The sequence below is a fragment of the Pseudomonas sp. Z3-6 genome (genome assembly GCF_051131985.1).
GTDB lineage: Bacteria > Pseudomonadota > Gammaproteobacteria > Pseudomonadales > Pseudomonadaceae > Aquipseudomonas > Aquipseudomonas zanjanensis.
In genome coordinates, this window is record NZ_CP071644.1 from 6,326,451 (window position 1) to 6,347,632 (window position 21,182).

Here is a 21,182-nt window from a genome sequence, read left to right on the forward strand (position 1 = left end):
TGGCACACCGCCTTCGCGAGCAAGCCCGCTCCCACAGGTTATTCGTCGTCATCAAAATTGTAGCTACCCGGCGCCAGGTTTTCGAAACGCGTGTATTTGCCGATGAACGCCAGGCGGATAAAGCCGATCGGGCCGTTCCGCTGCTTGCCGATGATGATTTCGGCGATGCCCTTGTGTTCGGTCTCGGGGTGATACACCTCGTCCCGGTAGACGAACATGATCACGTCGGCGTCCTGCTCGATCGCTCCGGATTCCCGCAAGTCGGAGTTCACCGGGCGTTTGTTGGGGCGCTGTTCCAGGGAACGGTTCAACTGGGACAGGGCGACCACCGGGCAGTTGAATTCCTTGGCCAGGGCCTTGAGGGAACGGGAGATCTCGGAAATCTCGTTGGTCCGGTTGTCACCGCTGGAACCGGGGATCTGCATCAATTGCAGGTAGTCGATCATGATCAGCGCAATGTCGCCGTGCTCACGCACCAGGCGCCGGGTCCGGGCGCGCATTTCCGACGGGCTGATGCCCGCCGTATCATCGATGAACAGCTTGCGGTCGTTGAGCAGGTTGACCGCCGAGGTGAGGCGTGGCCAGTCGTCGTCTTCCAGTTGGCCGGAACGGACCTTGGTCTGATCGATACGCCCCAGGGACGAGAGCATACGCATGATCAGCGATTCGCCTGGCATCTCGAGGGAGTACACCAGCACCGCCTTGTCGCTGCGCAGCACGGCGTTTTCCACCAGGTTCATCGCAAAGGTGGTCTTACCCATGGACGGACGACCGGCGACGATGATCAGGTCGGACGGTTGCAGGCCGCTGGTCTTCTCGTCGAGGTCGGTGTAACCGGTGGACAGGCCGGTGATGGCGTTGTCGGTGTTGAACAAGGTGTCGATACGGTCGATGGCCTTGGTCAACAGGTCGTTGACACTCACCGGGCCACCGGTTTTCGGCCGGGCCTCGGCGATCTGGAAGATCTGCCGCTCGGCTTCGTCAAGGATCTCGGCGGCGGTGCGGCCTTCCGGGTTGAAGGCACTGTCGGCGATCTCGGTGCTGATGCCGATCAACTGGCGCAAGGTCGCCCGCTCGCGCACGATCTGGGCATAAGCCTTGATGTTGGCGACCGACGGCGTGTTTTTCGCCAGTTCACCCAGGTAACCCAGGCCGCCGACCTGGGACGTCTGCCCTTCCTTGTCCAATTGCTCGGCCAGGGTCACGACGTCGATCGGCATGTTCTGATCGGCCAGACGGGCGATCGCACGGAAAATCAGGCGGTGGTCATGCCGGTAGAAATCGCCATCGGAGACTTGATCGAGCACACGTTCCCAGGCGTTGTTATCCAACATCAGGCCGCCCAGCACGGCCTGTTCGGCCTCGATGGAATGCGGAGGCACCTTCAGGGCAGCGGTTTGCAGATCGTATTGCTCGGGGGCGGTGATTTCGTTCATGGCCACGTCTGGTTATGAAAATCAGGAATTGCAGAAAGACAAAGGGCACGACCTGTAAACAGGATCGTGCCCGATGTTACCGGCAAGCACCCAAGGGTGCCAGCCGACAGGTGTTGCTTAGGCTGCTACCACGACAACGCGTACGGTGGCTTCAACTTCGGCGTGCAGGTGCACGGCTACGTCGAATTCACCTACGTTGCGGATGGTGCCGTTCGGCAGACGAACTTCGCTTTTCGCAACTTCAACGCCGGAGGCGGTCAGTGCGTCAGCGATGTCGTGAGTACCGATCGAACCGAACAGCTTGCCTTCGTCGCCAGCGGTGGCAGTGATGGTCACTTCCAGCTCGGCCAGTTGGGCAGCACGGCTTTCAGCCGATGCTTTACGGTCTGCGGCGGCTTTTTCCAGCTCAGCGCGACGCTCTTCGAACGCAGCCAGGTTGGCAGCGGTCGCAGCGGTGGCTTTGCCGAAAGGCAGCAGGTAGTTACGACCGTAGCCGGCCTTAACGTTTACTTTATCGCCCAGGTTGCCCAGGTTGGCGATTTTTTCCAGAAGGATCAGTTGCATGTGAAAATCCTCTAACTTTTAACCTTCACCGTTCGCGTTGTCGGCGTCTTTCGGCGCCATACGACCGCGAAAATCAATCAGGCTGTCGACGATGGCCAAGACCACCAGCAACGGATAGATCAGCTGCATGAACAGCAACAACGTGACGTACAACCCCACCAGCCAGAACCTGGCCAGTCGCTTTTGCGCCACCAGCCCGTGAATCAGGGCCAGGGCGGCAAAGACCAGCGGTACACTGCACAACGGCGTGAGCATCGCCATCTGCGGACCGAAGTTCGGCCCCAGAAGCATGCCCGCCAACAGCAACATCGCCAGCCCAAGCGGGAAACGGATGGCGCGAAACTCGCGACCAAAACCACCCGGGTTGTACAACAACGCCTGCCAGTAGCGCCCGATAACCAGGCTCAGCACACTGACGATTTGCAACAAGGCCGCAATCAGTCCGGTCAGGACGGGGGCGATCAGGGACGCGAAACGCGCCTGCTCTTCTACCGACATCTGCTGGTAGAGATCACCGAGCGCCTCGGGCAGGATTTTTATCAAAGCCTGCGACAGCATCTCGATCTGGGGTGCGAAAGCCACCCCGAGCACCACTGAAAACACCACGCCTATCGCTATGCTGACCAGCAGCACGCGGTTCCAGGATTCGCTAGCGCGCAACACCAACGCCAGCGCCGAAGTCCCCAGCAGTACCATGACTGCACGCGGGTCCGCGGAATACAGCCACCAGAGCAAGGCCGGCAGCAGTCCTAGAGCAAGAACGCCCAAGGCGTCCCTCAATCCGCGCCGCAGGAGTACAAGACTCCCGGCGGCAGCACCCAACCAATACAACAACGGCAATGCCGCGCATCCAGCCACTACCAGAGTGGCCTGCATACGACCGCGCATGATGAACTCAGCTAAGGCGCGCATGCATTCAATCCCTTACTACTCGTCGACTGCCCGGTCTCAGCGGCCGTGGCTGTCGGTGTAGGCCAGCAGGGCCAGGAAGCGGGCGCGCTTGATAGCGGTGGCCAGCTGACGCTGATAACGAGCTTTGGTACCGGTGATACGGCTTGGAACGATTTTGCCGGTCTCGGATACGTAGGCTTTCAGAGTGTTGAGATCTTTGTAATCGATCTCTTTCACGTCTTCAGCGGTGAAGCGGCAGAATTTACGACGACGGAAGAAACGTGCCATGTGATTGGCTCCTTAAAAGGTCCGTGGATTACTCGTCAGCGTTATCGCTGTTGTCGCTGTCGCTATCGCTGTCATCGCCATCGGCGCTGTCAGAGTGCTCAGGACGGTCGCGACGCTCACGGCGCTCACTGCGGTTTTCTTCAGCCTTGAGCATCTCGGATTGGCCAGTGACGGCTTCTTCGCGACGGATGACCAGGTTACGGATCACTGCATCGTTGTAGCGGAAGTTGTCTTCCAGCTCGGCCAGAGCCTTGCCAGTGCACTCAACGTTCAGCATCACGTAGTGAGCCTTGTGAACATTGTTGATTGCGTAGGCCAGTTGACGACGGCCCCAATCTTCCAGACGGTGGATTTTGCCGCCGTCTTCTTCGATCAGCTTGGTGTAACGCTCAACCATGCCGCCGACTTGCTCGCTTTGATCCGGGTGGACCAAAAAGATGATTTCGTAATGACGCATGAATGCTCCTTACGGGTTGTAGCCTGCCGCTCAAAAACGGTCAGACAAGGAGTGAATGACACTTATGGACTTGAGGACGCTAGACACATAAGTGCCTGCCATCACAGCAAGGGGCGCAATTGTAGAGAAGGGGCGAAGGCGGCGCAAGGCAATTGGCGATTATTTGAACAACCGCTGATTTCCACCTCAACACAAAACAATGTGGGAGCGGGCTTGCTCGCGAAAGCGGTCCGACATTCAACATATTTGCCGAATGACGCTCCACTTTCGCGAGCAAGCCCGCTCCCACAATTGATTTACGCCTGGATCAAGGCTTTTTGGCGACAGCCTTGACGCTACGCTGGCGCAGCGCCTCGAACAGGCACACGCCGGTGGCCACCGAGACGTTGAGGCTGCTGACGCTACCGGCCATCGGCAACTTGACCAAATAGTCGCAATGCTCGCGGGTCAGGCGGCGCATGCCCTTGCCTTCGGCGCCCATGATCAGGATCGTCGGGCCCGTCAGGTCCTGGTCATAGATGCTGACCTCGGCCTCGCCCGCCGTACCGACGACCCACAGGCCGCGCTGCTGGAGTTTTTCCAGGGTGCGCGCCAGGTTGGTCACCGCCACCAACGGAATCACTTCCGCCGCGCCGCAAGCGACTTTACGCACCACCGGCGTCAACGTCGCCGACTTGTCCTTGGGCACGATGACCGCCAATGCTCCGGCGGCATCCGCCGAACGCAGGCAGGCGCCGAGGTTGTGGGGATCGGTCACGCCGTCCAGCACCAGCAACAGCGGAGCGCCTTCGGTACGGTCGAGCAGCTCGTCGAGCATGGCTTCGCCCCAGACCTGGCTCGGACTGACGTCCGCGACCACGCCCTGGTGAACGCCCTCGACCCACGCGTCCATTTCACGACGCTCGGCCTGACCGATGGCAACCTTGTTTTGGGTAGCCAGTTCGACCAGCGCTTGCACACGCGGCTCGCTGCGACCTTCCGCCAACCACACTTGCTTGACACGCTTGGGGTGGTGACGCAGCAGGGCTTCTACGGCGTGCACGCCGTAGATTTTTTCCAGACTCATGACTTGGCCTTAGGTTTGCGCGACCCGCCGCTTTTCGCGGGGGCCGAACCCGCTTTTGGCGGGCCTTTACGGTGTTTGCTTGGCTTGCTCGACGACTTTTCCGCCCCGTGGGACTTTCCCCCAGACGCCGCTTTACCACCGCTCTTGGCTTCGTTGAGCAACTGCTGCTTCAACTCGCGACTCTTGCGCAGTTCGGCGTTTTTCGCCGCTGCGTCGCTGGGGCGGTAGGCTTCGGGGGCCTTGTCCTTGGTAGACGAACGGCGACCAGCCTTGGCTGGCTCAGGCGCTGCGGTTTTTGCCGGGGCACCCTTGCCCTTGCTCGCAGGCGCTGCGGTCTCGCTGCCGCGCTTTTTACGGCCAGTCGGCGCTTCGGCCGGCTTGTCGGACATGCCGAAGTCGATCTTGCGCTCGTCGAGGTCGACGCGCATGACCTGCACTTCCACGGTGTCGCCCAGGCGGAAGCTGCGACCGGTGCGCTCGCCCGCCAAGCGGTGATGCACAGGATCAAAGTGGTAGTAATCACCCGGCAAGGCGGTGACGTGCACCAGGCCCTCGACATAGATATCGGTCAGTTCGACGAACAGACCAAAGCCGGTCACAGCCGTGATCACGCCAGGGAACGACTCGCCCACGCGATCCTTCATGAACTCGCACTTGAGCCAGTTCACCACGTCGCGGGTCGCTTCGTCGGCACGGCGCTCGCTCATGGAGCACTGCTCGCCCAACTGCTCCAGGGCCGCTTCGTCGTACGGATAGATCCGTGCCTTCGGAATGGTCATGGCACCGGCGCGCTTGACGTGCGGGGTGTTCTGCTTGGAATGGATCACGCTGCGGATCGCGCGGTGCGTGAGCAGGTCCGGATAACGGCGGATCGGCGAGGTAAAGTGGGTGTACGCCTCGTAATTCAGACCGAAGTGGCCCTGATTGTCGGCGCTGTACACCGCCTGGCTCAGGGAGCGCAGCATCACGGTCTGGATCACATGGTAATCCGGACGGTCCTTGATGCTGGCCAGCAGTGCCTGGTAGTCCTTCGGCGTCGGGCCGTCCTTGCCTTTGTGCAGGGACAGGCCGAGCTCGCCAAGGAAAGCGCGCAATTTTTCCAGGCGCTCCGGCGGCGGGCCGTCGTGCACGCGGTACAACGCCGGAATCTCGTGTTTCTTGAGGAATTCGGCAGTGGCCACGTTGGCCGCCAGCATGCACTCTTCGATCAGCTTGTGCGCATCGTTACGGGTGGTCGGGGTGATCGCGGCGATCTTGCGCTCGGAACCGAAGACAATCCGGGTTTCCTGGGTCTCGAAATCGATCGCGCCACGCACGTGACGGGCACCCAGCAACACCTTGTACAGCGCGTACAGTTGCTTGAGGTGCGGCACCACGCCAGCGTATTCGGTACGCAGGGCCTTGGCTTCACTGGTCTTCGGCGTTTCCAGGATGGTGCTGACCTTGTTGTAGGTCAGGCGCGCCTGGGAGTGGATCACCGCTTCGTAGAACTGGTAGTCGGTCATTTCGCCGGTTTTGGAGATGGTCATCTCGCACACCATGGCCAAACGGTCGACTTTCGGGTTCAGCGAGCACAGGCCGTTGGACAGCTGCTCAGGCAGCATCGGGATCACGCGCTCAGGGAAATACACGGAGTTGCCGCGCACCTGGGCTTCGTTATCCAGGGCCGAACCGATCTTCACGTAGCTGGACACGTCGGCAATCGCGACGAACAACTTCCAGCCGCCGGAGAACAGGCGCAGCTTGCCGGGCTTGGCTTCGCAGTACACCGCATCGTCGAAGTCGCGGGCATCTTCGCCGTCGATGGTGACGAACGGCAGATGGCGCAAGTCGATGCGTTTTTCTTTATCTTTCTCTTCGACTTCCGGCTTGAGCTTGGCGGCTTCCTTGAGCACAGCGTCGGGCCAGACGTGAGGAATGTCGTAGGTGCGCAACGCAACGTCGATCTCCATGCCCGGCGCCATGTAGTTGCCGACCACTTCAACGATATCGCCCTGGGGCTGGAAGCGCGCAGTGGGCCAGTGGGTGATTTTCACCTCGACGAACTGCCCCACCTTCGCGGCGCCATTACGGCCCGGGGTAATCAGCACTTCCTGCTGGACCTTCGGGTTATCCGGCACAACGAAACCGATGCCGCCTTCTTCGAAGTAACGACCAACGATACTTTCATGGGCGCGGGACACCACTTCGACGATCACGCCTTCACGGCGACCGCGGCGGTCCAGGCCGGACACACGAGCCAGGGCCCGATCGCCGTCGAACACCAGGCGCATTTGCGCCGGGCTCATGAACAGGTCGTCACTGCCATCGTCCGGGATCAGGAAGCCGAAGCCGTCACGGTGACCGGCGATGCGACCGAGGATCAGGTCGAGCTTGTCCACCGGCGCATAGGTGCCGCGCCGGGTGTAGATCAGTTGAGCGTCGCGCTCCATGGCGCGCAGACGGCGGCGCAGGGCTTCGAGTTGGTCCTCGGTGGTCAGACCGAACTCTTCGACCAACTGCTCGCGGCTAGCAGGCGAACCCCGATCGGCGAGATGCGCCAGGATCAGTTCACGGCTAGGAATAGGGTTTTCATATTTTTCCGCTTCACGAGCGGCCTCGGGATCGAGGGACTGCCAATCGGCCATTAGAGAGTTTTCACCTTGTCTATATGCGGGTTAGTTTGGCATAGGCTTAATGAAACGGGAAATTTCAAGCAATCGATAGCGTTTCCAGCGTCATTTGGCCAGCCCTTTGGCACCCCAGGAAGCACCGCTCGTGAAATTTAGCGGTTTTTTTCTCCGCAGGGGTTTACAGTTAAAAACACGCTCCGTATAGTGCGCGCCATCGACGACGTACACACGTTGCCGATACTGCCCAGATGGTGAAATTGGTAGACACGCCAGCTTCAGGTGCTGGTGACCGCAAGGTCGTGGAAGTTCGAGTCTTCTTCTGGGCACCAATTTCGAGCAGCAGGTCAATGGCTTGCAAGCTCAACAAAAACCCGCGAAAGCGGGTTTTTGCATTTCTGCCCCTTGGATTTGCGCTTGGCAATTACTAAAACAAAAACAGGGGTTTACAGATCAAAACGCGCTCCGTATAGTGCGCGACATCAACAGCGGCAACGCTGAAGATGCTGCCCAGATGGTGAAATTGGTAGACACGCCAGCTTCAGGTGCTGGTGACCGCAAGGTCGTGGAAGTTCGAGTCTTCTTCTGGGCACCAATTCAAGCTTCAAGGTTAAGGCCTTGAACCTCACAGAAACCCGCGAAAGCGGGTTTTTGCGTTTCTGGGGCTGCCAGATTATTGGCTGACGACTCGAATGTATCCGAGCCACTAAAGCCGCCTTCGCGAGCAAGCCCGCTCCCACAGGAGATTGAGTACTCATGAGTACACCATCAACTGTGGGAGCGGGCTTGCTCGCGAAGGGGCCAGCCTGATCAGCCCATCAAGCCCTGAACTGCCCCAGGCTCGCCTTCAACTGCGCCGCCAGGCTGTCCAGCACCTTACCGCTGGCGGTGGTCTCGACCACGGCCTGGGCCGCTTTTTCAGCCTGGGCATGGATCGTCTCCACCCGCCCACGCACCGCTTGCGCGCCCTGGGCTTGATGGGCCGCCGCCTGGGTCGCCAGACCGATGGCCGCATGCACCTGCTCGACGGACGCCTGCACCGACTGCTGCAGCCGCGCGCTGTCACGCAACACCAACAAACCTTCGCTGGCCTGACGCCCCGCCTGGCCAATGGCGGCCACCGCCTCGCGAGCGCCTTGCTGCAAGGCCACGATGTGCGCCTGGATATCGCCCGTCGAGCTCTGGGTCTTGCTCGCCAACGCCCGCACCTCGTCCGCTACCACCGCAAACCCGCGCCCGGTTTCCCCGGCCCGCGCCGCCTCGATGGCCGCGTTCAGGGCCAGCAAGTTGGTCTGCTCGGCAATGCCATGAATCACCGTCAGCACCACTTCAATCTGTTCGCTCTGCTGCGCCAGGCGCTCGATCACTTTCGCCCCGGTGTCCACCTGGCCGGCCAGCGCCTCGATCAAGCCGCCGACCTTGGCCGAAGTCCGGGTGTTTTCATCGGTGGCCTGGCGGATTTCCACCACTTGTTGCAGCGCCGCCTGCATTGCCTGACTTTCCGATTGAGCTTCGTCAGCCATTTGCGACAGCGCACGCAGGCTCTCGGCCACTTCATCGCGCTGCATCCCGGCCGCCGCGTCGGCGCCGGAGTTGCGCAAGGTCATCGCGCCGATTTCCACGCCGGTACGCTGGGCCACATCGCCCGCCTCGCGCACGATGGGTTGCAACTTATCCACAAAGCGATTGACCGCCGAGGCCATGTCGCCGATTTCGTCCTTGCTGTTGATTTGCACACGCTTGGTCAGGTCACCCTCGCCCGCCGCCAGGTCGTTCATGGCGGCGATCAGCAGCTTCAAGCGATTGACCACTCGACGCCCCAGCACCACGACCAGCAGCGCCAGCACGCCGAAGCCCACCAGCGCCAAGCCCAGGCCGATGCGCCAGCGCAAAGTGCCTGCGGCCTCCTGGACAGTGGAGGCGGTATTGGTTTGCATCTGCGTGGCCGTGGCCTGGGCCGACTCCAAGCGACCGCGCATGGCGGTGGCGCTGTCAGCCGCCGCGCCTTTGAGACTGTCGCCGACCAATTGGTCGCTGCTGGCGATCAAGGCCGAGAAGCGCTGGTCCAACGCCTTTAGGTCGGTTTCAACGGAAGCCGTGGAAACCCCCATCAAGACCTTGCCGATCTCTACGCCGTTGGGGTTGATCGAGGCTTCCAGGTAATACACTGACGGATCGTTTTTCGCCGCGTCCAGCACCTTGTCCAACGCCCGCTCGCCTTGGCCCTTCTCCAGCAGCGCCTTGTTGATCGGGTTTTCCCGGTTCAGGTAGCGAGTCAAGTGCTCACCATTGGCGTCGTCATAGATGACGAACAGCACGTTGGGATTGCGCTGGGCCCGACGGGCGAATTCAGAGAGGGTGGGCACGTCGTTATCCCACATGGCGCGCGGCGCAACGGACGCCAGGAGTTGCGCCATATCATTGGCGGAATCCCTCAAGTCCTTCTCCAATGTCCCACGCAACTGCGCCTGCTCGTCCTTCAGGCGAGCGGACAGCCCGGCGTTCAGTCGCTGGCGGGTATTGGCGGACAAGCTGTCCAGGCTCGACGTGACTTCGCGCCCGGCCTGCTCCAGCTCGGTGGAAAGCTTCTGGCTGTCCGCCCCCAGCCGCGTGCCAAGGTCAGCTTCCAGCGCCGTGACGGTGCTTCGGGTCAGCGCAACGGCCACCAGCACCTGCACCAAAAGGGCGATACCCAGGGTAACGAACACAGGCCGCAATAAACGGCTTTGTAACAGTGAGAGAACGGCCGACACGTGAAATCCCTCTACCAAACGCCATTAATTTGATGGCACTCGGAAAAGCGGTGCCTTAATGGAGTTGCTTAGCAAGTGTCGTGCCGCCCGGCAGGCAGAAACGACAAAGGGCCCTAATGAGGGCCCTTTGTGTGTTACATCAACGACTTATCAGGCAAACGGATGACGCAGAACGATGGTTTCGTTGCGGTCCGGCCCCGTCGAAATAATGTCGATCGGCGCACCGACCAACTCTTCGACGCGCTTGATGTAGTTGCGCGCGGCCACCGGCAGCTCTTCCAGGGTCTTGGCGCCCACGGTCGATTCGGTCCAGCCCGGCATCTGCTCGTACACCGGCTCCAGGCCGATGTAGCTGTCGGCGTCGGTCGGTGCGTCGATGACAGCGCCGTCCTGGTTCTTGTAGCCCACGCAGATGTTGATGGTTTCCAGGCCGTCCAGCACGTCCAGCTTGGTCAGGCACAGGCCCGAGATGCTGTTGACGTCGATGGCGCGACGCAGGATGACGGCATCGAACCAGCCGCAACGACGGGCACGGCCGGTGGTGGCACCGAACTCGTGGCCACGCTTGGCCAGGAAAGCACCGACGTCGTCGAACAGCTCAGTCGGGAATGGACCCGAACCGACGCGCGTGGTGTAGGCCTTGGTGATGCCCAGGATGTAGTCCAGGTACATCGGGCCGAACCCCGAACCGGTGGCGATGCCGCCGGCGGTGGTGTTGGAGCTGGTGACGTACGGATAGGTACCGTGGTCGATGTCCAGCAGCGAACCCTGGGCACCTTCGAACATGATGTCCTTGCCGGCGCGACGCAGCTCGTGCAGCTCGGCGGTGACGTCGAGCATCATCGGCTTGAGCAGCTCGGCGTATTCCATGCACTCATCCAGGGTTTTCTGGAAGTCGATGGCCGGTTCTTTGTAGTAATTGACCAGGACGAAATTGTGGTAGTCCAGCAACTCACCCAGCTTGGCGGCGAAACGCTCACGGTGGAACAGGTCACCGATGCGCAGACCACGACGGGCCACCTTGTCTTCGTAGGCCGGGCCGATGCCACGACCGGTGGTGCCGATCTTCAGCTCGCCACGGGCCTTTTCACGGGCCTGGTCCAGCGCAACGTGGTAGGACAGGATCAGCGGGCAGGACGGGCTGATACGCAGGCGCTCGCGCACCGGTACGCCTTTTTCTTCCAGCTTGATGATTTCCCGCAGCAAGGCGTCGGGCGCAACCACCACACCGTTGCCGATCAGGCACTGGACGCCTTCGCGCAGCACGCCCGACGGAATCAGGTGCAGGACGGTTTTCTCACCGTCGATGACCAAGGTGTGGCCTGCGTTGTGGCCACCCTGGTAGCGCACTACGGCGGCAGCATGTTCGGTCAGCAGATCAACGATCTTGCCTTTGCCCTCATCACCCCACTGGGTGCCCAGGACTACGACATTCTTACCCATAACACTTGTCCTCATTCGCGCAAACTTGGTGCCGGCTTCGGCCGGCGGGAAAACTCAAGAAGCCAGCGGCAATACTTGCCAAAGCCCGTTCTGCTGAATCAATTGCCGGTCGCAGTCCGCTTCACGGGCGGCGGCCAAAGGTTGCCCTGGCAAAGCCTGGACAACACGCTGACCCTCACTGCGCAACTGGCAGACCGCCTGCCAGAGTGCCGCATCCGTACTGTCAGGCATCCAGATACCGCCAGACGGTAGCTCGACTTCAGCACGCCCCAGGGTCACCAGGGTTTTCAAATCGGTGGAGAAACCGGTCGCCGGACGGGCACGACCAAAGTCAGCGCCGATGTCGTCATAACGGCCACCCTGGGCGATGGACTGCCCCACGCCCGGTACGAACACCGCGAACACGACACCGGTGTGGTAGTGATAACCGCGCAACTCGCCCAGGTCGAAATACAGCGGCAACTCGGGGAAGCGCACCGACAGACGCTCGGCAATCGCCAGCAAGTCGTCCAGCGCGGCCAACACCGGCGCCGGTGCATGGGCCAGGCGTTCACGGGCCGCGACCAATACTTCACGTCCGCCGCACAGGTCCACCAGCGCCCGCAGCATGCCCGACAGATCGGCCGGCAGGCCCTCGGTCAGGCTGATGACTTCGTCGATGGCCTTGCGCTGCAGGGCATCGAACAGTTGCTGTTCAACTTCGCCGGACAAACCGGCCGCACGGGCCAGGCCGCGATAGATACCGACATGCCCCAGGTCCATGTGGACATCCGGCACGTCAGCCAGTTGCAGCATGGCCAGCATCAGGCTGATGACTTCCACGTCGCTGCTCGGGCTGGCATCGCCATACAACTCGGCGCCCAATTGGATCGGGCTGCGCGAAGAGGACAAGGCGCGCGGCTGGGCATGCAGCACACTGCCGGCGTAGCACAGGCGGCTCGGGCCCTCGCGGCGCAGGGTGTGGGCGTCGATGCGCGCCACTTGCGGCGTGATGTCGGCACGAAAGCCCATCTGCCGACCCGACTGCGGGTCGATTACCTTGAAGGTGCGCAGGTCCAGGTCCTGGCCCGCGCCGGTGAGCAGGGATTCCAGGTACTCGATATGCGGGGTGACGACGAACTCGTAACCCCAGCTCTGGAACAGATCCAACACCTGCCGACGCGCCACTTCGATACGCGCAGCTTCCGGTGGCAGTACTTCTTCGATGCCATCTGGCAGCAGCCAGCGGTCTACCGTTGCCATTACGCCATTCCCCTATGGTCCGGGCGGCCAGCTTTCGGACTGGCCTTGAGTGAAGCAGAAAATGCCTGCGCCAGGCGCGCAGCTTGGGCAAAAAACGCGCAAGAGCGACGTGACGAATGGCCCATCATCGGCCTCGCCCGGCACTTTCCTCGAAAAACCTGTCGAGTCGTTCAACCCGACGCCTGCACCTATAAAACCGCAATCGAACGTGCAGACGCAAAAAAGCCGGGAATTTCCCGGCTGCCGCATCATACACACGTTTTCCCAAAGGATCACCCCGCCCGACGTTTTAGCCGCCGGGCGGAGTGTCTCAGGTCAACGCCGCATCAAGGCTTGGACTTTTCCAGGTAGTGGAAGAAGTCGCTGCTTGGGTCCAGGACCAGGACGTCGGATTTGTTCGCGAAGCTTTCACGGTAGGCACGCAGGCTACGGTAGAACGCGTAGAACTCCTGATCCTGACCATAAGCCTTGGCGTAGATCGAAGCGGCCTGGGCATCACCATCACCACGGACCTCTTCCGATTCACGATAGGCTTCGGCCAGCAGCACGCGGCGTTGGCGATCGGCGTCGGCACGGATGCCTTCGGCCAGCTCGTTACCCTTGGCGCGGTGCTCGCGAGCTTCACGCTCACGCTCGGTGCTCATCCGCTCGAACACGCTGCGGTTCACTTCCTTCGGCAGGTCGATAGCCTTGACCCGGACATCGACCACTTCGATACCCAGCTCTTTTTCCGCCATCGCATTCAGCGAACGGGTGATGTCGGCCATGAGCGCATCACGCTCGCCGGACACCACTTCATGCAGCGTGCGCTTACCGAACTGGTCACGCAGGCCCGATTCCAGACGACGGGACAGACGCTCGTCGGCGATCTGCTTGAGGCCCGAGGTCGCGGTGTAGAAGCGCTCGGCATCCTTCACGCGCCACTTGGCGTAGGCGTCCACCATCACGGCTTTCTTTTCCAGTGTCAGGAAGCGTTGCGTCGGCGCATCCAGCGTCATCAGGCGAGCGTCGAACTTGCGCACCTTGTTGACGTACGGCACCTTCACATGCAGCCCCGGCTGGACATCAGCCTGGACCACGCGACCGAATTGCAGCAACACCGCGCGCTCGGTCTGAGCCACGATGTAGAAGCAGTTCCAGGCAGCGATCGCCACGACGACACCGACAATAAGGGCGATCAGCGATTTATTGCTCATCAGCGACTCTCCCTGGTACGTGCTTGCTGTTGTTGCAGGTCCGCCGCCGCACGGGTGCTGGCCTCATTGCTGGCCGCCGTCGAACTGGCCGGTGGCGTACTGGTGTTTCGACCGCTCTCGACCATCTTGTCCAGCGGCAGGTACAGCAGATTGCTCTGGCCGTTCTTGTTGCCGGTCACGAGGACCTTGCTGGTGTTGCTGAAGACTTCCTGCATGGTGTCCAGGTACAGACGCTGGCGGGTCACTTCAGGGGCCTTGCGATATTCGGCCACCAGCTTGGTAAAGCGATCGGCCTCACCCTTGGCACGGGAGACCACTTCATCGCGGTAACCGTTGGCATCCTCGATAATGCGCTGGGCTTGGCCACGGGCTTCCGGCACGACGCCGTTGGCATAGGTTTCGGCCTGGTTGCGCGAACGCTGCTCGTCTTCACGGGCACGGATCACGTCATCGAAGGCTTCCTGGACCTCACGCGGTGCCGCTGCGCTCTGGACGTTGACCTGGGTGACGGTGATACCGGTGCGATAGGTATCGAGGAAACGTTGCAGACGCTCCTTGATTTCGCTCGCCATCAGCTCGCGACCTTCGGTCAGCACCTGGTCCATGGCGGTGGAACCCACCACATGGCGCAAGGCACTTTCGGTCGCGTGCTGCAAGCTGATCTCCGGCTGGTCGACGTTCAGCACGAAGTCCTGCAGGTTGGTGATCTTGTATTGCACGGTCAGCGGCACTTCGACGATGTTCTCGTCTTCCGTGAGCATCTGGCCCTGCTTGGTGTACGCCCGCTCACGCGTGACGTTCTCCATGTACTTCTGGTCGATCGGCGGGAAATAGATGTTCAGGCCCGGGCCAACCGTCTCGTAGTACTTGCCGAAGCGCAGCACCACGGCTTGCTCCTGTTCGTCCACGACATAGACCGCGCTGTACAGCCAGACAGCCGCCAGCACGACGAGGCCGATGCCGAGCAGGCCGAAACCGCCGCCCTTGCCCGAGCGACCACCGCCCTCATCGCCGCGTTTTTTACCACCACCGAACAAACCGTTCAGGCTTTCCTGCAGCTTTCGGAAGGCCTCGTCGAGATCCGGCGGCCCCTTGCGGTCGCCGTTGTTACGACGCTTGCCACCCCAAGGATCCTGATTATTCGAGTTGCCACCCGGCTCATTCCAAGCCATAGCGCTCTCCATCTGATAAAGCAAAGACGCACCCACGGCGCGCCGACCAATGCTACAGAATGCCTGACACCGCTTTCTCAGGCTTTTATTGCAAAGTGTGTTGCTCGATGAATTCCATCGGTTGCAGCCCTTCGCGACTGACCAGCCGGTTGAGCTCCGACCGAGGCAGGCGAACAGCCAGCAGGCAGACACCTTCTTCGTCGTGTTCTTCTTTTTGCACGGCCCCCAGCTCGAAAAACTGCGCACGAAGCCGGGCGAAACGTTGCGGCAACTTCAGGGTGCCGACAAACAGATCATTGCCCAACAGCTCGGCCACGGCCTGCTTGAGCAGGTCCAGGCCGGTGCCGTCACGGGCCGACAGCCAGACCCGTTGCGGCTTGCCATCGGCATCGCGCTGGATCTGCGGCTCCACGCCTTCGAGCAAATCGAGTTTGTTGTATACCTCGAGGATCGGCAAGTCCTGGGCTCCGATCTCGCCCAGCACTACCATCACCTGCTCGATCTGCAGCATCCGATCCGGCTCGGCGGCATCGATCACGTGCAACAGCAGGTCGGAGTTGCTCGACTCTTCGAGCGTAGCCCGGAAAGCCTCGACCAGCTTATGCGGCAGGTGACGGATGAAGCCCACGGTGTCGGCCAGCACGATCGGCCCGAGGTCGTCCAGGTCGAGCCGTCGCAGGGTCGGGTCGAGCGTGGCGAACAACTGGTCGGCGGCGTAGACGTCGGATTGGGTGACATTGTTGAACAGGGTCGATTTGCCGGCGTTGGTATAACCCACCAGTGAAACCGTCGGGATATCCGCGCGCTTGCGACCGCGGCGCGACTGCTCGCGCTGGCTGCGGACCTTTTCCAGCCGCCCCTTGATCTGGCGCAGGCGAACCCGCAACAGGCGTCGGTCGGTTTCCAGCTGGGTTTCACCCGGGCCGCGCAGGCCGATACCGCCTTTCTGCCGCTCAAGGTGAGTCCAGCCGCGAACCAGCCGCGTACTCATGTGCTCAAGCTGGGCCAGTTCGACCTGGAGCTTGCCCTCATGGGTGCGGGCGCGCTGGGCGAAGATATCGAGGATCAACCCCGTGCGGTCGATCACGCGACACTCGAAGACACGTTCGAGGTTACGTTCCTGACTGGGCGTGAGGATGTGATTGAAAATCACCAGATCGACCTGCTCGGCCTTGACCAGGTCGCGCAACTCCTCGACCTTGCCACTGCCGATCAGGAACTTGGCGGTTGGCCGATGACGCGGCACGTTGAAAAACGCGACGGTCTCGGCGCCGGCCGAAAGTGCCAATTCCTGAAACTCCTGCGGATCTTCGCGCGCCTCAGGGTCCTGTCCATCCAAGTGAACGAGAATGGCTCGTTCACCACCACCGTGGCGCTCAAAGAACAAAGGAGGCTCCTATCAGGCGTTACCCGGTTCAGCGTCACCGCCTTCGGATTCGGTTGCGCTAGGCAGACGAATTGGACGAACGGGCACCACTGTCGAGATCGCGTGCTTGTAGACCATCTGGCTGACGGTGTTTTTCAGAAGGATGACGAACTGGTCGAAAGACTCGATCGTGCCTTGCAGTTTGATCCCGTTGACCAGATAGATGGACACCCCAACTTTCTCTTTACGTAAAGTGTTCAAGTAAGGGTCTTGTAGCGAATGCCCTTTTGACATGTGCCGCACTCCTTTAAGGATCAATAATAAAAATCGGAATCAGATGGCTTGGGCCGTCACACCCCCAAGGATAGACGGCAATTGCAAGGACTCAGCTCAATATGGAGATGGTCCCGAGGTATTTCAAGGCGCGTGGCAGATTGTCGCAATCGAGACTGTCGAGCCAATGCAGGTCAGTCCAGCTGCGCAGCCAGGTGAACTGGCGTTTCGCCAATTGGCGCGTGGCAATGATCCCACGCTCCTGCATCTCGGCTGACGTCAGCTTGCCGTCCAGGTAATCCCAGACTTGTCGATAACCTACCGCACGTATAGACGGCAACCCGGCATGCAGGTCACTTCGCTCACGCAGGGCTACGACCTCGTCTATGAACCCCTGTTCCAACATTAATGTGAATCTTTGTTCAATTCGCCGATGCAGCACTTGCCGGTTCGCCGGAGCGATGGCCAGATTCGCGACAGTATAGGGCAATTGTTGCAGTCCCGAAGCGGCTGCTTCAGTACTTTGCGCAGTTTGTCGCTGGCGCAGGGCAGTCATGCTCTGGCCACTGACCCGATAAACCTCCAGGGCTCGACTCAGTCGCTGCGGGTCATTGGGGTGAATACGCGCTGCCGATTCCGGGTCGATGACCGCCAATTGCTCGTGCAAGGCTTGCCAGCCGAGGCGCGCGGCCTCCTCTTCGATCTGCGCGCGCACTTCGGGATCGGCCGCCGGCATGTCCGCCAGCCCCTCGACCAAGGCCTTGTAATACAGCATCGTGCCGCCCACCAGCAGGGGGATCTTGCCCCGCGCGGTGATTTCGGCCATGGCCTGGAGCGCGTCACGGCGGAAATCGGCCGCCGAATAGGACTCGGCCGGGTCGAGGATGTCGATCAGGCGGTGGGGGAATTCGGCCAGCAACGCTTTCGACGGCTTGGCGGTGCCGATGTCCATGCCCCGGTAGACCAAGGCCGAATCGACGCTGATCAATTCGCAGGGCAGGACCTTGGTCAACTCGATGGCCAAGTCGGTCTTGCCGGCGGCGGTCGGGCCCATCAGGAAAATCGCGGGTGGCAACGGGTTCATCAACGACCGCGCAGGAACAGTTTGTCCAGGTCGTCCAGGCCCAATTGGGTCCAGGTCGGCCGGCCATGGTTGCATTGACCACTGCGTTCGGTGTTTTCCATGTCCCGCAGCAGACCGTTCATTTCCGGCAGGGCCAGGCGCCGGTTGGCGCGGATCGCGCCGTGGCAGGCCATGGTGCCGAGCAGTTCGTTCAGGTGCGCCTGGATCCGGTCGCTGGTGCCATATTCCATCAAGTCCGCCAGCACGTCACTGACCAGGCGATTGGCCTCGGCCTGCTTCAGCAACGCCGGGATCTGGCGGATCGCCAGGGTTTCCGGGCCCAGGCGCTGCAATTCGAAGCCCAGGCGCTGGAACCAGGCCACATGTTCTTCGGCGCAATCGGCTTCGCGCTGGCTGACGGCCAGGGATTCGGGCACCAACAGCGGTTGGCCGCTCAGGCCTTCGCTGGCCATGGCAATTTTCAGGCGCTCGTACATGATCCGCTCATGGGCGGCGTGCATGTCCACCAGGACCAGGCCCTGGGCATTTTCCGAGAGGATATAGATGCCCTTGAGTTGCGCCAGGGCGTAGCCCAGCGGCGGGATATCGCCCTGGCCATCGGGCATCGCCGCCGCGCCGGCTTCCGGCAAGGGCTTGAAGAACTCGCGATAGGCCGCCTGGGCCTCGGCTGCGGGCACAGTGGATTGTGGACGCGGGGTGTATTGATACTGATAGCCGCCGCCAGCGCCGCTGCCGGCCGTGTTGTAGCTCGGCTGAGGCTGGGGTTGCTCCAGCAATGCGTTGGCCGCCAGGCGCATTTCGCCCTGGGGCCCGAATTCGCCCGCCTCCAGCCCCGTTGGCCGGACCATGCCCGCCACTGCCGCTGGCGCCGCCAGTTGATCTTCCGGACGTACATCGCCCAAGGCGCGGTGCAAGGTGCCGTAGAGGAAATCGTGGACCATGCGCCCATCACGGAAACGCACCTCATGCTTGGTCGGGTGCACGTTGACGTCCACCACCGCCGGATCGACTTCAAAAAACAGCACGAAGGTCGGATGCCGGCCATTGAACAGCACGTCGCGATAGGCCTGGCGCACCGCGTGAGCCACCAGTTTGTCGCGCACCGCCCGGCCGTTCACGTAGAAATACTGCAGGTCCGCCTGGCTGCGGGAGAACGTTGGCAAACCGACCCAACCCCACAGGTGCAGGCCATTGCGCTCCACCTCGATGGGCAAGGCCTGCTCCAGGAAACCCGCTCCGCACACCGCGCCCACGCGCCGGGCGCGGGCTGCATCGTCGCGGGCCTCGTGCAGGCTGAGGATAGTCTTGCCGTTGTGGCGCAAATGGAACGCCACGTCAAAACGCGCCAGGGCCAGGCGCTTGATGACTTCTTGCAGGTGATCGAATTCAGTCTTCTCGGCCTTGAGAAATTTGCGCCGCGCCGGGGTGTTGAAGAATAAATCGCGCACTTCCACCGAGGTGCCCACCGGATGGGCCGCGGGCTGGACGCGAGAGGCCATGTCGCGGCCTTCGGTCTCGACCTGCCAGGCCTGCTGGGCGTCGCGGGTGCGTGAGGTGAGGGTCAGGCGCGACACCGAACTGATGGACGCCAGCGCTTCACCCCGGAAACCCAGGCTCATGACCCGCTCAAGGTCTTCCAGGTCGCGGATCTTGCTGGTGGCGTGACGCGCCAGGGCCAGCGGCAGGTCGTCGGAGGAAATACCACCACCGTCGTCGCGCACCCGCAACAGCTTGACGCCACCTTGCTCGACATCCACATCGATGCGCTTGGCTCCGGAGTCGAGGCTGTTTTCCAGCAACTCCTTGATGACCGATGCCGGACGCTCGACCACTTCCCCGGCGGCGATCTGGTTCGCCAGCCGAGGGCTGAGCAGTTCGATGCGGGCGGTGCTGCCGATCACTTCGTCACTCATTGCTTGACCGCCACTTCGTTGCCCGGAATGGTCAAGGTCTGGCCAATCTTGAGCTCATCGCTCTTGAGATTGTTGGCGCTGCGCAAGGTGGCGGGCGACACCTGGTAGCGCACGGCAATCATCGCCAGGGTTTCGCCAGGGTTGACGCGGTGGTCCCGTGGCCCCTGGGCGATCTTGCCGGAATCCCGCAGCCAGGCGATGTAGGTGCCCGGCGGTGGGTTCTGCTGGAAGAACTGTCGCACGCCGCTGCTGATGGATCGGGCCAAGGCCTGCTGGTGGCTGGAGGACGACAGCTTGGACGCCTCGTTTGAATTGGAGATGAAGCCGGTCTCCACCAGGATCGACGGGATGTCGGGCGACTTGAGCACCATGAACCCGGCCTGTTCGACGCGCTGCTTGTGCAGCGGCGTGACACGACCGATGTTGCTCAGGACTTTCTGGCCGACGTTCAAGCTGGAGGTCAACGAGGCGGTCATCGACAAATCGAGCAAGACACCGGCAAGCATGCGGTCCTTGTCGTCGAGGCTGACGTTGCCTGCACCGCCGATCAGGTCGGAACGGTTTTCGCTGTCGGCCAGCCAACGGGCGGTCTCGGACGTGGCGCCACGGTCGGACAGGGCAAACACCGAGGCCCCGAACGCGGCTTTCGAAGGCGCGGCGTCGGCGTGAATGGAGACGAACAGGTCGGCGCCCTTCTTGCGGGCGATCTCGGTACGACCGCGCAAAGGAATGAAATAGTCGCCGGTGCGGGTCAGTTCGGCGCGGAAGCCTTTCATGCCGTTGACCTGGCGCTGCAATTCACGGGCGATGGCCAGCACCACGTCTTTTTCACGTTGCCCGCGCGAGCCCGAGGCCCCCGGGTCCTCGCCGCCATGACCGGCATCGATCACCACGATGATATCGCGCTTGCCGGCCGGGGCCGGTGGCAGCTTGAGCGCAGGCTCGGTCGGGGTCACCGGCACCGCGGGCACCGTGGCAACCTTGGTCGGCGGCGGTGGCGGTGGGTCGGCATCGGCCGGGTTGTCGAACAGGTCCACCACCAGCCGGTTGCCGTACTGGGCGTTGGGGGCCAGGGTGAAGCTTTTCGGGGTCACGGCTTTTTTCAGGTCGATGACCACCCGCAGGTCGGTGGGCGTACGCTGGGCCGAGCGCATCGCGGTAATCGGCGTATTGGCGGTAGCGACGTTCAATGGCGCGCCCAGGGAGGCACCGTTGATGTCGATCACCAGGCGATCCGGGGCGGTCAGGGTGAATACGCTGTGCTGCACCGGCCCCGTCAGGTCGAACACCAGCCGTGTGTTGTCCGGCGCCCGCCAGAGGCGAACGCTGTTGACCTTTGTCTCGGCCACAGCATCGACGGCCAGTGCCGTAAGCAACAGTCCTACGACAGCAACCACCGCGCGAAAGCGCATACCAAACCCCATCATCA

17 protein-coding genes, 2 tRNA genes and 1 pseudogene are annotated in these 21,182 nt (G+C 61.7%); 2 read left to right on the top strand and 18 right to left on the bottom strand.

The features are described 5' to 3' along the window. Window positions 1–38 precede the first annotated feature (38 nt). The 7 genes from dnaB to rnr all read right to left on the bottom strand — a co-directional run bounded on the left by dnaB (window position 39) and on the right by rnr (window position 7,329). Window positions 39–1,436 (bottom strand): replicative DNA helicase, encoded by a 1,398-nt coding sequence (gene dnaB, locus J3P88_RS27345; RefSeq protein ID WP_027911801.1) that lies wholly within the window; start codon window positions 1,434–1,436, stop codon window positions 39–41. Between the two features lie 117 nt (window positions 1,437–1,553). Next, entirely contained in the window at window positions 1,554–2,000 is a 447-nt protein-coding gene (gene rplI / locus J3P88_RS27350) for a 50S ribosomal protein L9 (protein WP_003186385.1), read from the bottom strand. Window positions 2,001–2,018: 18 nt separating this feature from the next. Then, window positions 2,019–2,912 carry a hypothetical protein gene (locus tag J3P88_RS27355; protein ID WP_024618455.1) on the bottom strand — a complete coding sequence of 298 codons (894 nt, stop codon included), beginning with the start codon at window positions 2,910–2,912 and terminating at the stop codon, window positions 2,019–2,021. 36 nt (window positions 2,913–2,948) lie between these two features. After that, on the bottom strand, window positions 2,949–3,179 hold the full coding sequence (rpsR, locus tag J3P88_RS27360; protein WP_002551829.1) for a 30S ribosomal protein S18: 231 nt from the start codon (window positions 3,177–3,179) through the stop codon (window positions 2,949–2,951). 28 nt (window positions 3,180–3,207) lie between these two features. Continuing rightward, window positions 3,208–3,636: a 30S ribosomal protein S6 gene (rpsF, locus tag J3P88_RS27365; RefSeq protein WP_003186395.1), complete on the bottom strand. Its 429-nt coding sequence runs from the start codon at window positions 3,634–3,636 to the stop codon at window positions 3,208–3,210. A 307-nt stretch (window positions 3,637–3,943) separates the two neighbouring features. Continuing rightward, window positions 3,944–4,702: a 23S rRNA (guanosine(2251)-2'-O)-methyltransferase RlmB gene (gene rlmB / locus J3P88_RS27370; RefSeq protein WP_060739416.1), complete on the bottom strand. Its 759-nt coding sequence runs from the start codon at window positions 4,700–4,702 to the stop codon at window positions 3,944–3,946. Beyond that, window positions 4,699–7,329, bottom strand: coding sequence for a ribonuclease R (gene rnr / locus J3P88_RS27375; RefSeq protein WP_186707859.1), 2,631 nt, complete (start codon window positions 7,327–7,329; stop codon window positions 4,699–4,701). Before rnr ends, rlmB begins: the two co-directional genes overlap by 4 nt. A gap of 227 nt (window positions 7,330–7,556) precedes the next feature. Between rnr and J3P88_RS27380 the strand changes: the two genes are divergently transcribed. Together J3P88_RS27380 and J3P88_RS27385 are read left to right on the top strand one after the other, a co-directional pair. Beyond that, window positions 7,557–7,643, top strand: a tRNA-Leu gene (locus J3P88_RS27380). Between the two features lie 176 nt (window positions 7,644–7,819). Beyond that, window positions 7,820–7,906: transfer RNA gene (locus J3P88_RS27385), tRNA-Leu, on the top strand. Window positions 7,907–8,129: 223 nt separating this feature from the next. Here the strand turns inward: J3P88_RS27385 and J3P88_RS27390 are convergent. The 11 genes and pseudogenes from J3P88_RS27390 to J3P88_RS27440 form a co-directional block, all read right to left on the bottom strand. Next, window positions 8,130–9,014 carry a methyl-accepting chemotaxis protein gene (locus J3P88_RS27390; protein WP_434576627.1) on the bottom strand — a complete coding sequence of 295 codons (885 nt, stop codon included), beginning with the start codon at window positions 9,012–9,014 and terminating at the stop codon, window positions 8,130–8,132. Between the two features lie 21 nt (window positions 9,015–9,035). Then, window positions 9,036–9,728: pseudogene (locus J3P88_RS27395) on the bottom strand (methyl-accepting chemotaxis protein); the annotation flags it as partial. Window positions 9,729–10,214: 486 nt separating this feature from the next. Next, window positions 10,215–11,507, bottom strand: a complete 1,293-nt coding sequence (locus J3P88_RS27400; protein ID WP_003186407.1) for an adenylosuccinate synthase — start codon at window positions 11,505–11,507, stop codon at window positions 10,215–10,217. 54 nt (window positions 11,508–11,561) lie between these two features. Beyond that, a complete protein-coding gene (locus J3P88_RS27405; protein ID WP_186707978.1) occupies window positions 11,562–12,749 on the bottom strand; it encodes an ATP phosphoribosyltransferase regulatory subunit in 1,188 nt (395 codons plus the stop codon). A gap of 326 nt (window positions 12,750–13,075) precedes the next feature. After that, window positions 13,076–13,945 carry a protease modulator HflC gene (gene hflC / locus J3P88_RS27410; protein WP_053117908.1) on the bottom strand — a complete coding sequence of 290 codons (870 nt, stop codon included), beginning with the start codon at window positions 13,943–13,945 and terminating at the stop codon, window positions 13,076–13,078. Then, complete coding sequence (gene hflK, locus J3P88_RS27415; protein WP_186707980.1) at window positions 13,945–15,117, bottom strand: FtsH protease activity modulator HflK; 1,173 nt, start codon at window positions 15,115–15,117, stop codon at window positions 13,945–13,947. The genes hflC and hflK overlap by 1 nt, the downstream gene beginning before the upstream one ends. 85 nt (window positions 15,118–15,202) lie before the next feature. Beyond that, window positions 15,203–16,504: a ribosome rescue GTPase HflX gene (hflX, locus tag J3P88_RS27420; RefSeq protein ID WP_053117904.1), complete on the bottom strand. Its 1,302-nt coding sequence runs from the start codon at window positions 16,502–16,504 to the stop codon at window positions 15,203–15,205. Window positions 16,505–16,516: 12 nt separating this feature from the next. Then, window positions 16,517–16,777 carry an RNA chaperone Hfq gene (gene hfq, locus J3P88_RS27425; RefSeq protein WP_003186419.1) on the bottom strand — a complete coding sequence of 87 codons (261 nt, stop codon included), beginning with the start codon at window positions 16,775–16,777 and terminating at the stop codon, window positions 16,517–16,519. A gap of 91 nt (window positions 16,778–16,868) precedes the next feature. Further along, window positions 16,869–17,840, bottom strand: coding sequence for a tRNA (adenosine(37)-N6)-dimethylallyltransferase MiaA (gene miaA, locus J3P88_RS27430; protein ID WP_434572740.1), 972 nt, complete (start codon window positions 17,838–17,840; stop codon window positions 16,869–16,871). Then, the gene (gene mutL / locus J3P88_RS27435) at window positions 17,840–19,753 is read right to left on the bottom strand and encodes a DNA mismatch repair endonuclease MutL (protein WP_434572742.1); all 1,914 of its coding nucleotides are present in this window, start codon (window positions 19,751–19,753) and stop codon (window positions 17,840–17,842) included. The genes miaA and mutL overlap by 1 nt, the downstream gene beginning before the upstream one ends. Next, window positions 19,750–21,180: an N-acetylmuramoyl-L-alanine amidase gene (locus J3P88_RS27440; protein WP_186707988.1), complete on the bottom strand. Its 1,431-nt coding sequence runs from the start codon at window positions 21,178–21,180 to the stop codon at window positions 19,750–19,752. The genes mutL and J3P88_RS27440 overlap by 4 nt, the downstream gene beginning before the upstream one ends. Window positions 21,181–21,182: the final 2 nt, after the last annotated feature.

What these genes read in the sequence shown, in the direction of transcription:
- rplI (WP_003186385.1), bottom strand. Translation starts at nt 2,000, where the DNA reads ATGCAACTGATCCTTCTGGAAAAAATCGCCAACCTGGGCAACCTGGGC.
- J3P88_RS27400 (WP_003186407.1), bottom strand. Translation starts at nt 11,507, where the DNA reads ATGGGTAAGAATGTCGTAGTCCTGGGCACCCAGTGGGGTGATGAGGGC.
- rpsR (WP_002551829.1), bottom strand. Translation starts at nt 3,179, where the DNA reads ATGGCACGTTTCTTCCGTCGTCGTAAATTCTGCCGCTTCACCGCTGAA.
- rlmB (WP_060739416.1), bottom strand. Translation starts at nt 4,702, where the DNA reads ATGAGTCTGGAAAAAATCTACGGCGTGCACGCCGTAGAAGCCCTGCTG.
- rnr (WP_186707859.1), bottom strand. Translation starts at nt 7,329, where the DNA reads ATGGCCGATTGGCAGTCCCTCGATCCCGAGGCCGCTCGTGAAGCGGAA.
- J3P88_RS27390 (WP_434576627.1), bottom strand. Translation starts at nt 9,014, where the DNA reads ATGGCCTCGGCGGTCAATCGCTTTGTGGATAAGTTGCAACCCATCGTG.
- mutL (WP_434572742.1), bottom strand. Translation starts at nt 19,753, where the DNA reads ATGAGTGACGAAGTGATCGGCAGCACCGCCCGCATCGAACTGCTCAGC.
- hflK (WP_186707980.1), bottom strand. Translation starts at nt 15,117, where the DNA reads ATGGCTTGGAATGAGCCGGGTGGCAACTCGAATAATCAGGATCCTTGG.
- hfq (WP_003186419.1), bottom strand. Translation starts at nt 16,777, where the DNA reads ATGTCAAAAGGGCATTCGCTACAAGACCCTTACTTGAACACTTTACGT.
- J3P88_RS27440 (WP_186707988.1), bottom strand. Translation starts at nt 21,180, where the DNA reads ATGATGGGGTTTGGTATGCGCTTTCGCGCGGTGGTTGCTGTCGTAGGA.
- rpsF (WP_003186395.1), bottom strand. Translation starts at nt 3,636, where the DNA reads ATGCGTCATTACGAAATCATCTTTTTGGTCCACCCGGATCAAAGCGAG.
- J3P88_RS27405 (WP_186707978.1), bottom strand. Translation starts at nt 12,749, where the DNA reads ATGGCAACGGTAGACCGCTGGCTGCTGCCAGATGGCATCGAAGAAGTA.
- J3P88_RS27355 (WP_024618455.1), bottom strand. Translation starts at nt 2,912, where the DNA reads ATGCGCGCCTTAGCTGAGTTCATCATGCGCGGTCGTATGCAGGCCACT.
- miaA (WP_434572740.1), bottom strand. Translation starts at nt 17,840, where the DNA reads ATGAACCCGTTGCCACCCGCGATTTTCCTGATGGGCCCGACCGCCGCC.
- hflC (WP_053117908.1), bottom strand. Translation starts at nt 13,945, where the DNA reads ATGAGCAATAAATCGCTGATCGCCCTTATTGTCGGTGTCGTCGTGGCG.
- dnaB (WP_027911801.1), bottom strand. Translation starts at nt 1,436, where the DNA reads ATGAACGAAATCACCGCCCCCGAGCAATACGATCTGCAAACCGCTGCC.